Here is a 13,884-nt window from a genome sequence, read left to right as displayed (position 1 = left end):
GCTTCTCCAGATGGTCCAAGCAACGAACCGCGCAACCGGCTCACTGCAAGGTCTTAGCATGCGGGAAGCCGGTTTCGTGTGACAGTTTCTTGACAGTCGATCACAGTGTGTCGAGCAGGGACGCGCGGTGGCGGCACCTTCACCGCCACCGCATTGCGATTGGGGGTAACTCAGCGCTTCGGCCCAAACCCGGGATAGGGGTTGAGGGGCACGATCGCGGTGACGTCCATCATGCCGGCCTTGATCAGCGGCAAGGTGGCGAGGTGGCCGCGCACTTCGGTGTCGTCGGCCGCCTCGAACATCATGCCGCTGCCGGGGATGTCGCCACGGTTCCAGACCTGGCGCACGGCACCTTCGGCGTAGAGCGAGCGGCGCTGTTCGGCTTCGCCGGGCAGAAGCGGTGCAAAGTCAGCGTCACTGAACTTTGCGGTGTTGCGGGTGAGAAGGGCGAAGAACTGCATGTGGGTCTCCTTTGGTTGGGTGGCCGACTATCCCTGCGGCTCGTCAGACTGTCCAAGACTGATTAGGATAGAGTTCAGACCTGAAAGGACTAAATCGTCGGAGAAAACGTGTTCGACCTGCGCCAGCTCCGCTACTTCATCACCGTCGCCGAAACCGGCAATGTCGGTCGCGCCGCCGAGATCCTGCGCATCTCGCAATCGCCACTCAGCCGGCGGATCATGCAGCTCGAGGAGCAACTGGGCGTCACTCTGTTCGAACGGGCAAAGCAGCGGGTTCATCTCAACGCCGAGGGCCGAGCCTTCCTCGCCGAGGCCCGCGCTCTGATTGCCAATGCGCGGCGCGTGGAGGAGTTCGGCCGCAGCCTTGCCAGCGGCGCGGTCGGCCGTCTCGCCATCGGCTATGTCGAGGGCGCAGTGCATGCCGGGCTGGTCGCCGACATGCTCAGCCAATTCCGCCGCGAGCGGCCGCAATTGCATCTCAGCCTGATGAGCCTGCGCTCTGCCGCGCAACTGGAAGGGCTGCGCCAGCGCACGCTCGATCTCGGCCTGGTCTATTCACCGCCGCCGGCCGACTATCCTGAAATTGCCTCGATGCTGGTCCGCCGCGAGCCGCTGGTGCTGGCGATACCCGAGGGCGATGCGCTTACGGATGTCGCCGACATCGGCCCGCATCATCTCGACGGACGCCCGTGGATCACGGTGGTGCGCCAGCCCGCCGACACCAACCGCGGCCAGTTCCTGGCCGCTTGCATCGAGGCCGGCTTCGTGCCCGACATCGCCTATGAGACCGCCGATCCCTTGACCTCGCTCGGCCTGGTCAGCGCCGGACTGGGCCTGGCGACGGTGCAAGAAAGCCTGCGAAGCGCCGCGCCGCCGGGAATAGTCTTCCGCGACCTTCCCTGGTTCAAGCGCAGCGTGGCGATTTACCTCGCCTGGCGCCGGCAGGATGAGCGCCCGGTGATTGGGGATTTGCGGAAGGCAGTAGGCAGTAGGCAGTAGGCAGTAGGCAGGCCCTATTCCCCACTGCCCATTCCCTACATCTTGTCTATCACCGACTGCACACCCTCGGTCGGGGCGTCGACGGAGGAGCCTGCCACCATGATGGCGGCGACGATGGCCTCCGGATCGTTGACGACCAGCGGCTTGACCCGTTGCGCGGTGTGGATGAAGCCCTCTGCCGTCATGTGTTCAAGCAACGCCGTCATCGGATCCCAGAATCCGTTGACATTGGCGAAGACGATCGGCTTGCGGTGATGGCCGAGTTGCGCCCAGGTCATGATCTCGACGATTTCCTCGACTGTGCCGATGCCGCCAGGCAGCGCCACAAAGGCGTCGGATTTCTCGAACATCTTATGCTTGCGCTCGTGCATGTTGTCGGTGACCAGCAACTCGTCGAGCCGGTCGAGCGCGGTTTCGGTTGCTTCTCTGTTGATCAGGAAGCGGGGAATGATGCCGGTCACCTTGCCGCCGGCCTTGAGCGCGCCTTCTGCGACGGCGCCCATAATGCCTTTGGTGCCGCCGCCATAGATCAGCCGCAGGCCCGCTTTGGCAATCGAGCGTCCAAGCAGGTGCCCGGCCTTGGCATAGATTTCATTGCGGCCCGGAGACGAGCCGCAATAGACGCAGACGGATCGAATCGTGTTCATGCTGATGATTGGTGATTGGGTCTGAAAGCGTGGTCAAGCCCTAAGGGTTGACAAGCCGAGCTTTTTCTTGACTGCCCGTTTTTCTTGTCGGCATTGGCAAAACACGCTAGACCGGCATTAGGTGGCTAAGGGGTAGGGAAATATGGCAATTAATCCATTGAAGGCGTTCCTGTTCGCGGCGGGTGGGACCGTCGCGGCCGCGGGAACTGCCTACATATCGGGCGCACTCGACCCGTATCTTCATCCAACGCCGCCGGCGAAGGTCGCGGCCTCGACGCCGCCCGAGGCGCCGAAACCGGCTGATACCGGCACGGAAGGGCGACTGCCGGCGCCGGCTGTGCCGGCCGCTCCCGCCGCGGCGCCTCAGGCGACTGCTCCAGCCGCGCCCGCGACAGAGACTACAGCTCCGGCAGCGCCTGCACCGGCCGCACCCGCAGCGGCCGGCCCGACCGCGCCGACTTTCGATGTCGTGCGCGTCGAGGGCAATGGCTCGATCGTCATTGCCGGCAATGCAGCGCCCAATTCAAAGGTCGAGATCCTGAGCGGCACGACGGTGCTTGGCTCGACTATGGCGGGTCCCGATGGCGCCTTTGTCATCGTGCTCGACGATCCGCTGAAGCCTGGCGACTATACGATTACCCTGCATTCGACCGTCGGCACGGTCGTAACCGTCTCGGTGCAGACCGCTGTCGTTTCGGTTCCCAAGAATGCCGCCGGCCAGGTGCTGGCCATGGTCGAGGAGCCGGGCAAGCCGGCCGAACTGCTGACGGTTCCCGCGCCCGAGACCAAACCGGCAGCACCTGCCACCGGCGACCAGGCTGCCGCTCCGGCTGCACCGGCGCCAGCTCCGGCCGCTCAAGCGCCCGCAACTGCCGCTCCGGCGCCCGCCGCGCCGGCGACACCGCCCGCCGCCGTGGCCGGACCCAAGATCGTCGTCGAGGCGGTCGAGATCGACGGCAACAAGATCTTCGTCGCCGGTCTCGCCGATCCGGGCCGCAAGGTGCGCGCCTATGCCAACGACATCCTGCTCGGTGACGCGCTGACATCGCCGGACGGTCATTTCCTCATCGAAGCGACGCGCGACATTCCAGTCGGCAGCTACACCATCCATGTCGACGGCCTCGATGCCGACGGCGTAAAGGTCGTGGCCCGCGCCGCGGTGCCGTTCGAGCGCGAGCCGGGCGAAGCGGTTGCCGCCGTGGCGCCTGCCGGGACCAAGCCGGCGGATGCCAAGCCAGCTGAGACCAAGCCAGCCGCACCGGCAGCCGCCGAAGCACCTGCCGCACCGGCAGCGCCCGCTGCGGAGGCTCCGGCCGTTGTCGCTGCCACCACGCCGCCAAGCGACGTGCCGGAGGCCGTAGCGCCCAAGCTCGAACATGCCGACGGCGCCGTGATTATCCGCCGCAACGACACGCTGTGGCGGATTTCGCGACGCGTCTACGGCCACGGCGTGCGCTATTCCACCATCTATCTCGCCAACCAGGACCAGATCAGGGATCCCGACCACATCTGGCCCGGCCAGGTGTTCAAGGTCCCGGAAAAGTCCAAGGAAGGCGAAGCCGCCGACCTCAAGGCAATGGGCGAGCAGGCGACGACGGCGCCGACTAAGAAGCAGTAGGAGCCCGCATCGATCAGCTGACATCGCCTGCTTGGTTGGAGTGAAGCGCGAAACCGTTTGCCCCGGGATCGCCCAGTTCAGGGCGGAGATTCATGCTCGGAATGAGATAATCTCCGCCATTTTGCCGACGGTATGGGATGGGCGCCGTCGTCGCCAGCGTCCGCATCCTCTCACGCAGCCGTTCAGCCACGGGTTCGAAGCCGGTCTCGTCGAGACGATCGACCTGGTAGACGACGAACGGCGGAAGTACGTCGTATCCGGGGTAGTAGAGGATCCCGTGATTGATCGGGAACAGCAGATCGTCGATGGGGCCGTTGATCCCGCGTGGCGTGTAGTGCTCCTCCCAGCCTCCTGCGGTCACGATCAACATGGCGCGTTTCCCGACAAGGGTGCCCTCGCCATAGCGATCGCCCCAGCGCCGATCGCTATGCTCACCAACGCCATAGGCGAATCCATAGGCGAACACACGGTCGACCCAACCCTTGAGGATTGCCGGCATGGCGAACCACCAGAGCGGGAACTGCAGGATCAAGGTGTCGGCCCACAGCAGCTTCTCGATCTCCGCCTTTACATCTGCGGTTAGCGTGTTGGCCTCGAAACCCTTCTTGGAAGCCACGACCGGGATGAGCCGCGCATCGGGTTCCAGCGACGGGAAGTCGGCGCGATCGATTTCGGATTTCCAGCCTTCGGCGTACAGGTCCGATACGCGAACCTCATGCCCTTGAGCCTCGAGTTCCCTGATAGCGACATCACGAAGGGCGCCGCTCAGCGAGCGTGATTCAGGATGGGCGAAGACAAGCAGAACTTTCATGGGTCAGATCCGGTATTGAGGAAACTGACGCAAACGTAGCCAACGGTGATACGATCCACTATATGCAGGTAATGCATAACATTGTGCCGAATAATGGATAAATCAGACATTACATTCGAGCGCATGCGCAGCTTCGTTCGCGTCGCCGAGCGTGGCAGCCTGTCGGCCGTCGCGCGGGAGCTTGGTGTCGGGCAGTCAACGATCACGCGGCACGTTCGGGAGCTCGAAGAAGCGGTCGGCGTGCCTTTGCTCAGCCGAACGACCCGGCGGGTCACGATGACCGCCGAAGGCAGCCGCTATTATGCCAATAGCGTTCAGATCCTGCGCCTCGTCGAACAGGCCAGCGATGAGGCCCGGGGCACGCGCGGCGCGCCCGCCGGCACGATCCGGATAAGCTGTACGGCGGCTTTCGGTGTCTTGCACGTCAGCCGCCTGATCTTCGCTTTTCAGGACCGTCATCCCGACATTGGAGTGGACCTCAGCCTCACCGATGAACGGGTGGACCTCGTCCGCGAGGGTGTCGATATCGCACTTCGGCTGGGGCCGCTCACGGACAGTTCGTTGAAGCTGAGGACCCTCGGCCAGTCGCGGCGTCTGCTCGTGGCCTCTCCTGACTATCTGGCGGCGCGGGGAAGACCGACCGTCCCTTCGGATCTGTCCCGCCATGAGGGCATCCGGATGTCGAACGTGGCGGGCAGCGAAACGCTTGTTTTGCAAGGCGCCGGCGGCGAACGCCACACGGTGCCTTTCGCCGGGCGGCTGCGGATCGATCATGGACTTGCCGCGCGGCAGGCCATGATCGCCGCTCGGGGGATCGCGCCGGCGCATCGATGGCTTGTGGACGATCTTCTGGCTGCGGGCTTGCTCGAGACGATACTGGCGGATTATTCGCTGCCGTCCGTTCCGCTGAACATGTTGATCGTCCCGGAGCGCGCAGGCGTCGCAAGGGTCCGCTTGCTGGTTGAGTTTCTGGTTGAACAGATTGCCGCTATTCCAGGGATCGAGAAATCCCTCCCGGAGCATTAGCTGCCGTCCGATCTGCCCGGAAGAGTAGCTTGCGGCGGTGCCGTCCATCGTTTATCGCCGATGAACGATGACCGAATCCGCACTTGAAACAGACCGCGCTGCCGGCGCTCTACCCAACCGCGGCTCGGATAGCCACGCCGTCGCGGCGCGATTTGCGGCGTTGTCGCATCCGGCCCGGATCGAGATACTGAAACATCTCTCGGCCAGCAATTCCTGCTGCTGCCGCGAGGTCGTCGACCGTTTCGATCTGGCGCAGTCCACCGTGTCCCAGCATCTGAAAATTCTGGTCGAGGCCGGTCTGGTCCGCTTCGAGTCCGACCGTCAGCGCTCGCGCTATGCCGTTGATCGCGCAGCCCTTGCCGATGTATCGGCATCGTTGAACGCCCTCGTCAATTCCTGCTGCTCCGGCCGCTGACCCTCTCACCCAAAAGGCAAGAAAAGTGGTCGAAAAAACCGTCTCCGCCGACACCTCAACGCTGACGACATTGCGCAATTTGTGGCCCTATATGTGGCCAGCCGAGCGCGCCGATCTCAGGGCGCGCGTGACTTGGGCGACGCTGCTGCTGGTCGTCGCCAAGCTAACGCTGGTCGCCGGTCCCTATTTCTTTAAATGGGCAACCGATGCGCTGGCGGGCGGCTTCAAGACGCCGCCGCCGCTGCCATCTTTCATGCTTGCCCCGGTGATGCTGGTCGTCGCCTACAATGTGCTGAGGCTGGTTCAGCTTGGCTTCAACCAGTTGCGCGACGCGCTGTTTGCCCGCGTCGGCCAGCATGCGGTGCGCCAGCTTGCGTTCCGCACCTTCGTTCACATGCACCAGCTGTCGCTTCGCTTCCATCTGGAGCGCCGCACCGGCGGTCTGTCGCGCATCATCGAGCGCGGCACCAAGGGCATCGAGACGATCGTGCGCTTCATCATGCTCAACACCGCGCCGACCATCCTCGAATTCGCGCTGACCGCAGGCATATTCGGTTTCACCTATGGCTGGAAATATGTGGCCGTCGTGGCAATCACCGTCTGGCTCTACGTCTGGTTCACGGTCAAGGCCAGCGACTGGCGCATCTCGATTCGCCGCGACATGAATGACAGCGACACCGACGCCAACACCAAGGCGATCGACTCTCTGCTCAATTTCGAGACGGTCAAGTACTTCACCAATGAGCGCATGGAAGCCGACCGCTTCGACCGTTCGATGGCGCGCTACGAGGTCGCCGCCACCAAGACCTGGACCTCGCTCGGCTGGCTGAATTTTGGCCAGGGCGTCATCTTCGGCCTCGGCACGGTCGTCGTCATGTGCATGTCGGCGCTGGAGGTGCAGGCCCATACGCAAACCGTCGGCGATTTCGTCTTCATCAACGCCATGCTGGTGCAGCTTTCCGTGCCGCTCAACTTCATCGGCTTCATCTACCGTGAAATTCGCCAGGGCCTTACCGATATCGAGCACATATTCGACCTGCTCGACGTGCCGCAGGAGATCGTCGACAAGCCGGACGCCAAGCCGCTCACCGTCGGCGCGGGCAAGGTCGAGTTCCGCGACGTGCATTTTTCCTATGATCCGAACCGCAAGATCCTGAAGGGTGTTTCCTTCGAGGTGCCGGCCGGCAAGACGGTCGCCATTGTCGGGCCTTCGGGCGCCGGCAAGTCGACCATCTCGCGACTGCTGTTCCGTTTCTACGACGTGCAGGCCGGCCAGGTGCTGATCGACGGCCAGGACATCCGGGATGTCACCCAGGACAGCCTGCGCGCGGTGCTCGGCATGGTGCCGCAGGACACGGTGCTGTTCAACGACACCATCGCCTACAACATCCGCTACGGCCGCGTCGGCGCGAGCGAGGAGGAAGTGCGCAAGGCCGCCGAACTCGCCCAGATCGGGCCGTTCATCGAAAAGCTGCCAGACGGCTACAAATCGATGGTCGGCGAACGCGGGCTGAAGCTTTCCGGCGGCGAAAAGCAGCGCGTGGCGATCGCCCGCACCATCCTGAAGGCGCCGCCGATCCTGATGCTCGACGAAGCGACTTCGGCGTTGGACAGCCACACCGAGCAGGAGATCCAGGCCGCGCTCGATCTTGTCAGCAAGGGCCGCACCACCATTGTCATTGCCCACCGCCTGTCGACGGTGATTTCCGCCGATGAGATCATCGTGCTCAAGGACGGCCAGATCGCCGAACGCGGCACCCATGTCGAGCTGATGCGCAAGCATGGCCTCTATGCCTCGATGTGGGACCGCCAGCGCGAGGCGACCGAAGCCGAGGAGCGCCTGCGCCTTGCCCGCGAGGGCGACGAGCTCGGTGTTGTCGTTCGCCGGCGGACGTCGGAGGTCAATTGATTTTTTCGCTTGACCTCAACTTAAGTTGAGATTGTACGCCTTTCGTGGAGCCCGAAAACGCCATTATCCAGGAACGGAACAATCGAAATGAACGGCATAAATCAGAACGTTAACGGCGGCAGCGTGTTCAGGGTGGACAAGTTCGTCGTCCCGGCCGCCGCCCGCAAGGAGATCCTCGTCAAGGTCAAGACGACGCATGAATTGCTGCGCCAGCAGCAGGGGTTCGTGCAGGATTTCCTGCTCGAGCAATTTTCGGGGCCAGGCGAATTCAACCTGGTGACGATCGTCGAATGGGAAAGCCAGGCGGCCGTCGACAAGGTCGTTCCGATCGTCAAGGCCGCGCATGAGCGCATCGCCTTCAGTCCGCAGGAGACGATCGCGCGCCTCGGCGTGCGGGCCGACATCGCCAACTATCAGCGGATTCCCGGGCTCTAGCCCGGCCAGCCCACGCCAGGTGCCGGCGCCTCCAAGCTCAGCACCTGGCCGGTGCGGGCGTCGCTGACCATGTGCTCGAAGCCGCGCCACTCGGCGGCGACGATGAACAGCGTCCTCCTGTCCGCGCCGCCCAGCATGCAGGCAAAGCAGCCGCGATCGACGGTGACGGTCTGCAGCACCTCGCCGCCTTCGCGCACCCGTACGCAGTGCTTGTTGGGAACATCCGCGTACCAGACCGCGCCTTCGGCATCGAGGCAGATGCCGTCGGGATAGCCGTCGAGGTCGGCCCACACGCGCCGGTTGGACAGGCTGCCGTCGGCGGCGATATCGAAGGCGGTCAGCCGGTTGCCATGGGATTCGGCAAGGATCAGCGTCTTGTTGTCCGGCGTCACCGCCATGCCGTTGGCAAAGGCGATGTTGTCAGCCACTTGCCGGACCGCGCCGTCCGGCATGATCAGCACGATGGTGCCCGGGCCGAAATACTCACCGGCAGCCGGCGCCGGCCCGCCGCCATTGACATAGATGTTGCCGCGCCCATCGACGACGATCTCGTTCCACGGGCTTTTCGACAGGCCGCGCAGATCGGCATGGGTGACGAGCCTGCCATCGACCTCCTGTCGCAGCAGCAAGCCTTCCCGGCCTGAGACGACCAGCAGCCGCCCATCCGGCAGCCAGTCGATGGAATAGGGCAGGACGGCCGGCACAGTGAGCATGATTTCGCGATTGCCGTCGGCATCGATCGCTATGATCTCGCCGGTGCCCCAGTTGCAGACCCACAGGCGTCCGTCATGCCAGCGCGGCGATTCCCCGAAGGCGAGGCCAGCACTAACGAGACGCGCCGGGGTGACCGATTGTATCCGCATTATGGAACTCCTTGTTGCGCGTCATCATGGCTGAAAGCCTTGGATGTCTCACCAAGGACGGGCGAGGGGGCTTCTTTCCGACAGCCGCTTTGTTATTTCGTTTAGGAAAAGTTGCCGATAGGGCGCTGGCACCGCATCACGGTGGCTTGTTCGTTGTCATCGGTATCGGCGCCGGCGGGTGTTGACCGCGCCGCCAGCATTTTGCAGGTACTGTAGCCCATCGTCACGTCCGCCAGCCGCAACGAATGCGGCGTCGCCGATTGTTGCGTTGCGGCGAAGGGGGCTTTCAGCTATTGAGGCCCGACCTGAAACGGAGCCCGGCCCAGCCCGATGAGCCTTGTCGATACGGTCAAGAACGCGTTCGTACCGATCCATCGCGAGGGCTATCCCTTCATCGCGGCCTTTGGCGCGGGCACACTTTTCCTTGGCTATTTCTCCTCGGTCCTGTTCTGGATCGGCCTGATCCTGACCGCCTGGTGCGTCTATTTCTTCCGCGATCCCGAACGCGTCACGCCGGTCGATGACCGCTTGGTCGTGAGCCCCGCCGATGGCATTATCTCGGCTGTAGGGCCGGCCGTGCCGCCGCGCGAGCTTGGCCTCGGCAATGTCGAGATGACCCGCATCTCGGTGTTCATGAACGTCTTTTCCTGCCATGTGAACCGCTCGCCCGTGCGCGGCCGCATCGCCAAGATCGAGCATCGGCCGGGAAAATTCCTCAACGCCGAACTCGACAAGGCCAGCACCGAGAACGAACGCAACGGCCTGGTCATCGAAAGCCCCAACGGCACGGTGGCGGCCGTCCAGATCGCCGGCCTGGTGGCGCGCCGCATCGTCTGCTGGGCCGAGGCCGGCGGCTCGATCGGCACTGGCGAGCGTTTCGGCCTGATCCGCTTCGGCTCGCGTGTCGACGTGTTCCTGCCTTTGACCGCGACGCCACGCGTCGCCGTTGGCCAGACGGCCGTCGGCGGTGAAACCGTGCTCGCCGAATTCGGCGGCGTCGCTGGCACCCCGCTGGTCAGGATTTCCTGAGCCTTGGGCGCGCCGTTCAAGAAGTTCGAGGCCCATGCCAGCGGCGGTCCGCGCATCCGCGAGATCCCGATGCGCATGGTGCTGCCCAATCTGGTCACCGTTCTGGCCATCTGCGCCGGCCTGTCCGGCATCCGTTTTGCCTTCGAGGACCGCTTCGAGACGGCGGTTGTGATGGTGCTGCTGGCCGCCTTTCTCGATGGCATCGACGGCCGCCTGGCGCGGATGCTGAAGGCGACCTCCAAATTCGGCGCGCAGATGGATTCGCTCGCCGACATCGTCAATTTCGGAGTCGCGCCGGCCTTGGTGCTTTATGCCTTTCTGCTCGACCGCGCCGGCTCGCCCGGGTGGATCGCCGCCCTTCTGTTCGCCATCGCCTGCGGGCTCAGGCTCGCCCGCTTCAACGTGCTCGACGACGAGAAGGCCGAGCGTCCGCTGTGGCAGTCGGAATATTTCGTCGGCGTGCCGGCGCCGGCGGGCGCGGTGCTGGTGATGCTCCCGCTCTATCTGTTTTTTCTGAGGCTCGGGCTGGAGCCAAGCCGGCCGGTCGCCTTCGTCGCCACCGGTTTTACCGTCCTGGTCGCTTTCCTGCTGGTCAGCCGGCTACCGGTCTATTCCGGCAAGAGCATCAAGATCCCGGGCGACAGGGTGCTGCCGGTCATTCTGGCCGTCGTGCTCTACATTCTCTTGCTGATGACCTATCCCTGGTACACGCTGACCGCATCGGTCGCGGGTTATCTGATCTTCCTGCCGTTTTCCGTGCGCGCCTATTCCAAGCGCGCCAAGCTCGAAGGCGAGAAGGTGCCGCCTTCGGACATAGGTTAGAAGGTTCGCCGAAGTCCTTGATCTGACTCAGGCCGCAATGCCCCGCCCCAGCCTGTCGATCGCCAGCTTTCTGGTCGAGACATAATCGGTCTTGCCGGAGCCCAGCACCGGGATTTCCTCCACCTTGACGATGTCGTTGGGCACCATGAGTTCGGCGGCCCCGGCCTTCTTGCCGAACTGGCGCAGCTCTTCGGGATTGGCATCGTCGGCGGTGGTGACCAGCACGATGCGCTCGCCGCGCCTCTTGTCGGGCACTGCCACCGCCGCATGGCGTTCTTCCGGCCACAGCGACTGCACCAGCATCTCGACCGCGCCCAGTGACACCATCTCGCCGGCGATCTTGGCGAAGCGCTTGGCGCGGCCGCGAATGGTGATGAAGCCTTCGCGGTCGACGGCGACGATGTCGCCGGTGTCATGCCAGCCGCTCAGCGGCTGTAGCTCGCCGGGGCGGTCCGAGGTCATGTAGCCCATCATCAGATTGGGTCCGTCGAGCCACAACTGGCCGGCATCCGAGATGCCCTCGACCGGCTCCAGCTTCATGCGCATGGCCGGCAACAGACGGCCGACCGTACCATCGCGGCCGTGGATGGCGGTGTTGACCGCGACCACGGGTGCCGCCTCGGTCAGCCCGAAACCTTCGATGATCTCGGCCTGGAAGCGCTCGCGATAGACGCGGCGGGTTTCCGGCTTCACCGCCTCGGCGCCGGCGACGACGAAGCGCAGGCTGGAGAAGTCGCCATCCTTGGCGGTGCGCACATAGTTGGCGAGGAAGGTGTCGGTGCCGAACATGATCGTCGGCTTCACCTTGCGGGCGATCTCGGGGATGATCTTGTAGTGGAGCGGCGAGGGGTAGAGGAACAGTTTTACGCCGGTGACCAGCGGCAGGATGGTGCCGCCCGTCAGGCCGAAGGAATGGAACACCGGCAGCACGTTGAGCAGAATATCGGCCGGCGAGATGGTGATGCGCGCCTCGGCCTGCATGGCATTGGCGAGAAGGTTCTTCTGTGACAGGACAACCGCCTTCGGCGTACCTTCCGAGCCCGAGGTGAACAGGATGACGCCCGGCTTGGCCGCATCCTGCCTCTGCAGCGGCAAGCGCCATAGCAAGGCGGCGGCAAGCTTGTCCAGCGCGGTGACGCTGGCCCGAACATCTTCCAGCCACAGCAGCCTGGCGCCGCCCTTCTCGACCGCGGCGACGATATCGGCAAGATCGGCCTTCTCGACGAAGGCGCGCGAGGAGATGACGGTGCGGATGACGGCCGTGCGCACGGCGGCGGTGACGCTCGCCGGCCCGGCGGTGTAGTTGATCATCGCCGCCACCCGGCCCGCCGAGAGAAGACCGACGAATGACAGCACGACGCCATTGGCGTTGGGCAGCATTATTCCCACCGCCTCGCCTGGCGCCGTCACCGCCTCGAAGCGCCTGCCCAGCACGCGGGCGCCGATGAACATCTTGCGGTAGCTCAGCGCGCCCGAGATGACGTCCTCGATGATCGGATGCGAGGCGCCGACCCTGGCCGCGGCATCGCGCATGGCCAGGAACAGGCCGCGGTCGAGGTCGTTGCCGAAAAGCCGGGCCTCTGCGACGCGGTCGAACAGCGCATTGGTGTTCGAGGCCTGGTCCGGATTGCGCGCCACCAGTTCGGCGATGGTCATCGGCTCCAGCACGCTCATCGCGAGCTGCGGAAACCAGTGCCGCGGGGCCTTGGCCGCCGGAGCCAGGGAAACCGGCAGGCTCCGTGCACCGGCGACAAAGATCGGCACGATGCGGGCGTCGGCCTGCATGGCAATGCGAGTGACGGCGCGAAACAGCCGAAACGTCTTGACGTCAGGCTCGACCGCATCCGGCAGATAGACGGCGAGCCGGCCCTTGCCCTTCAGCACACGCACCAGCCGGCGGCTGACGAAAAGATGTTCGGCATTGAAGGCGATCGTGCGGCCAACCTCACGCCAGGGTTCTAGCCACGGCGAGCGCGCCGAGACCTCGTCCAGAATGTGCAGCGTGTCATCCGGCAGCAGCGACAGCATCAGCGCCGGTTCGAAGCGCGACTGGTGCGAGATGACGTAGATGACAGGAGCCTGCGCCTTGCGCGCGATCCTGATGCGGTTGTCGCTGATCCGGTAGGCGAGCTTGAAAGGCACGTAGAGCATCGCCTGGCTGAAACGCAGGCCGAGGCGGAATTTTTCCACCACGCCAATCAGCAGCCAGGCCAGAACGAGACCCGCAAGCAGCGCCAGTGTCAGGATCATGCCGCTTCTCTCCCAACGATTTTTGTCATCGCGGCTCTTACGCGGCCGCGTCGGCGCAGAGCCTAGCGCAAGTGGGCGCTAGGTCAATGTGGGAAGAGACGGTGTTCCTTCTCCCTCCGGAGGGAGAAGGAACGACCCCTACGCCGCCTTCAACCGCCCGCTGATGAAGCGGAACTCCTGCGTCTTGCCGCCATAGCCATAGGCGGCTGCCGGCACTTCATGCACGAAGGCATAACTTTCCTCGTGCACGCCGCCCAGCAGGCGACCGAAGGCATCGAAGAGAGCCTTGAGATAGGCTTCCAGCTCGAGTTTGGTGTTGGTGCCGTCGACCACCTTGATATCCAGCCAGAACGTGTTGGTGCCATGCTCGGCCAATGATTTGCCGCCGGCGAACCAGTGCTGCGGATCGATATAGGATACGGCAACGGCGGTGATCGTCGGATCCTTGCGCAATTGCGTGGCGGTGATCTCGGTTATTTCCCTGGCGATGCTGGCGGACAAAGCGGCATCTGGCTTGCCGGTGACGCTGATATTGATGATGGGCATTTTTCATCTCCTTGGTTTCTGGCGGCATCTGACCGCCGTTGGAGAGATCATGT

Annotated in this window: 14 protein-coding genes; 8 read left to right on the top strand and 6 right to left on the bottom strand. The window is 64.0% G+C overall.

Annotated features, from left to right (window positions below; all coding sequences use genetic code 11):
- Window positions 1–170 precede the first annotated feature (170 nt).
- Entirely contained in the window at window positions 171–461 is a 291-nt protein-coding gene (locus JG747_RS25840; protein WP_202360324.1) for a muconolactone Delta-isomerase family protein, read from the bottom strand.
- A 108-nt stretch (window positions 462–569) separates the two neighbouring features.
- On the opposite strand from JG747_RS25840, the gene JG747_RS25835 reads away from it, so the two are divergent.
- A complete protein-coding gene (locus JG747_RS25835; protein ID WP_202360323.1) occupies window positions 570–1,460 on the top strand; it encodes a LysR substrate-binding domain-containing protein in 891 nt (296 codons plus the stop codon).
- A gap of 35 nt (window positions 1,461–1,495) precedes the next feature.
- Here the strand turns inward: JG747_RS25835 and JG747_RS25830 are convergent, their stop codons facing one another.
- Entirely contained in the window at window positions 1,496–2,107 is a 612-nt protein-coding gene (locus JG747_RS25830; RefSeq protein WP_069091787.1) for an LOG family protein, read from the bottom strand.
- A 142-nt stretch (window positions 2,108–2,249) separates the two neighbouring features.
- On the opposite strand from JG747_RS25830, the gene JG747_RS25825 reads away from it, so the two are divergent.
- Window positions 2,250–3,725, top strand: coding sequence for a LysM peptidoglycan-binding domain-containing protein (locus JG747_RS25825; protein WP_202360322.1), 1,476 nt, complete (start codon window positions 2,250–2,252; stop codon window positions 3,723–3,725).
- A gap of 13 nt (window positions 3,726–3,738) precedes the next feature.
- Here JG747_RS25825 and JG747_RS25820 read toward each other — a convergent pair whose 3' ends face one another.
- The gene (locus JG747_RS25820) at window positions 3,739–4,536 is read right to left on the bottom strand and encodes an NAD(P)H-dependent oxidoreductase (RefSeq protein ID WP_038645681.1); all 798 of its coding nucleotides are present in this window, start codon (window positions 4,534–4,536) and stop codon (window positions 3,739–3,741) included.
- Between the two features lie 93 nt (window positions 4,537–4,629).
- Here JG747_RS25820 and JG747_RS25815 point away from each other — a divergent pair, with 93 nt between their 5' ends.
- The 4 genes from JG747_RS25815 (at window position 4,630) to JG747_RS25800 (ending at window position 8,321) form a co-directional block, all read left to right on the top strand.
- Window positions 4,630–5,562 carry a LysR family transcriptional regulator gene (locus tag JG747_RS25815; protein WP_038645683.1) on the top strand — a complete coding sequence of 311 codons (933 nt, stop codon included), beginning with the start codon at window positions 4,630–4,632 and terminating at the stop codon, window positions 5,560–5,562.
- A 67-nt stretch (window positions 5,563–5,629) separates the two neighbouring features.
- Window positions 5,630–5,977, top strand: a complete 348-nt coding sequence (locus JG747_RS25810) for an ArsR/SmtB family transcription factor (RefSeq protein WP_202360321.1) — start codon at window positions 5,630–5,632, stop codon at window positions 5,975–5,977.
- A gap of 25 nt (window positions 5,978–6,002) precedes the next feature.
- Entirely contained in the window at window positions 6,003–7,886 is a 1,884-nt protein-coding gene (locus JG747_RS25805) for an ABCB family ABC transporter ATP-binding protein/permease (protein ID WP_202360320.1), read from the top strand.
- An 87-nt stretch (window positions 7,887–7,973) separates the two neighbouring features.
- Complete coding sequence (locus JG747_RS25800; RefSeq protein ID WP_202360319.1) at window positions 7,974–8,321, top strand: antibiotic biosynthesis monooxygenase; 348 nt, start codon at window positions 7,974–7,976, stop codon at window positions 8,319–8,321.
- Here the strand turns inward: JG747_RS25800 and JG747_RS25795 are convergent.
- Window positions 8,318–9,184, bottom strand: a complete 867-nt coding sequence (locus JG747_RS25795; RefSeq protein WP_202360318.1) for an SMP-30/gluconolactonase/LRE family protein — start codon at window positions 9,182–9,184, stop codon at window positions 8,318–8,320. The genes JG747_RS25800 and JG747_RS25795 overlap by 4 nt on opposite strands.
- A gap of 330 nt (window positions 9,185–9,514) precedes the next feature.
- On the opposite strand from JG747_RS25795, the gene JG747_RS25790 reads away from it, so the two are divergent.
- Window positions 9,515–10,213, top strand: coding sequence for a phosphatidylserine decarboxylase (locus JG747_RS25790; protein WP_019857245.1), 699 nt, complete (start codon window positions 9,515–9,517; stop codon window positions 10,211–10,213).
- Window positions 10,214–10,216: 3 nt separating this feature from the next.
- Complete coding sequence (locus JG747_RS25785) at window positions 10,217–11,035, top strand: CDP-alcohol phosphatidyltransferase family protein (protein ID WP_019857246.1); 819 nt, start codon at window positions 10,217–10,219, stop codon at window positions 11,033–11,035.
- Window positions 11,036–11,062: 27 nt separating this feature from the next.
- On the opposite strand, the gene JG747_RS25780 is transcribed toward JG747_RS25785, so the two are convergent.
- Window positions 11,063–13,285: an AMP-binding protein gene (locus JG747_RS25780; protein WP_202360317.1), complete on the bottom strand. Its 2,223-nt coding sequence runs from the start codon at window positions 13,283–13,285 to the stop codon at window positions 11,063–11,065.
- 138 nt (window positions 13,286–13,423) lie between these two features.
- On the bottom strand, window positions 13,424–13,831 hold the full coding sequence (locus JG747_RS25775) for a tautomerase family protein (protein ID WP_019857248.1): 408 nt from the start codon (window positions 13,829–13,831) through the stop codon (window positions 13,424–13,426).
- Window positions 13,832–13,884 lie beyond the last annotated feature (53 nt).

The sequence above is a fragment of the Mesorhizobium sp. 131-3-5 genome, assembly GCF_016756575.1.
In the GTDB taxonomy this organism is placed as follows: Bacteria; Pseudomonadota; Alphaproteobacteria; order Rhizobiales; family Rhizobiaceae; genus Mesorhizobium; species Mesorhizobium jarvisii.
The sequence above is the reverse complement of the archived record's forward strand: the minus strand, read 5'-3'. Positions and strand labels throughout refer to the sequence as shown.

What these genes read in the sequence shown, in the direction of transcription:
- JG747_RS25840 (WP_202360324.1), bottom strand. Translation starts at nt 461, where the DNA reads ATGCAGTTCTTCGCCCTTCTCACCCGCAACACCGCAAAGTTCAGTGAC.
- JG747_RS25830 (WP_069091787.1), bottom strand. Translation starts at nt 2,107, where the DNA reads ATGAACACGATTCGATCCGTCTGCGTCTATTGCGGCTCGTCTCCGGGC.
- JG747_RS25825 (WP_202360322.1), top strand. Translation starts at nt 2,250, where the DNA reads ATGGCAATTAATCCATTGAAGGCGTTCCTGTTCGCGGCGGGTGGGACC.
- JG747_RS25820 (WP_038645681.1), bottom strand. Translation starts at nt 4,536, where the DNA reads ATGAAAGTTCTGCTTGTCTTCGCCCATCCTGAATCACGCTCGCTGAGC.
- JG747_RS25815 (WP_038645683.1), top strand. Translation starts at nt 4,630, where the DNA reads ATGGATAAATCAGACATTACATTCGAGCGCATGCGCAGCTTCGTTCGC.
- JG747_RS25810 (WP_202360321.1), top strand. Translation starts at nt 5,630, where the DNA reads ATGACCGAATCCGCACTTGAAACAGACCGCGCTGCCGGCGCTCTACCC.
- JG747_RS25800 (WP_202360319.1), top strand. Translation starts at nt 7,974, where the DNA reads ATGAACGGCATAAATCAGAACGTTAACGGCGGCAGCGTGTTCAGGGTG.
- JG747_RS25795 (WP_202360318.1), bottom strand. Translation starts at nt 9,184, where the DNA reads ATGCGGATACAATCGGTCACCCCGGCGCGTCTCGTTAGTGCTGGCCTC.
- JG747_RS25790 (WP_019857245.1), top strand. Translation starts at nt 9,515, where the DNA reads ATGAGCCTTGTCGATACGGTCAAGAACGCGTTCGTACCGATCCATCGC.
- JG747_RS25780 (WP_202360317.1), bottom strand. Translation starts at nt 13,285, where the DNA reads ATGATCCTGACACTGGCGCTGCTTGCGGGTCTCGTTCTGGCCTGGCTG.
- JG747_RS25775 (WP_019857248.1), bottom strand. Translation starts at nt 13,831, where the DNA reads ATGCCCATCATCAATATCAGCGTCACCGGCAAGCCAGATGCCGCTTTG.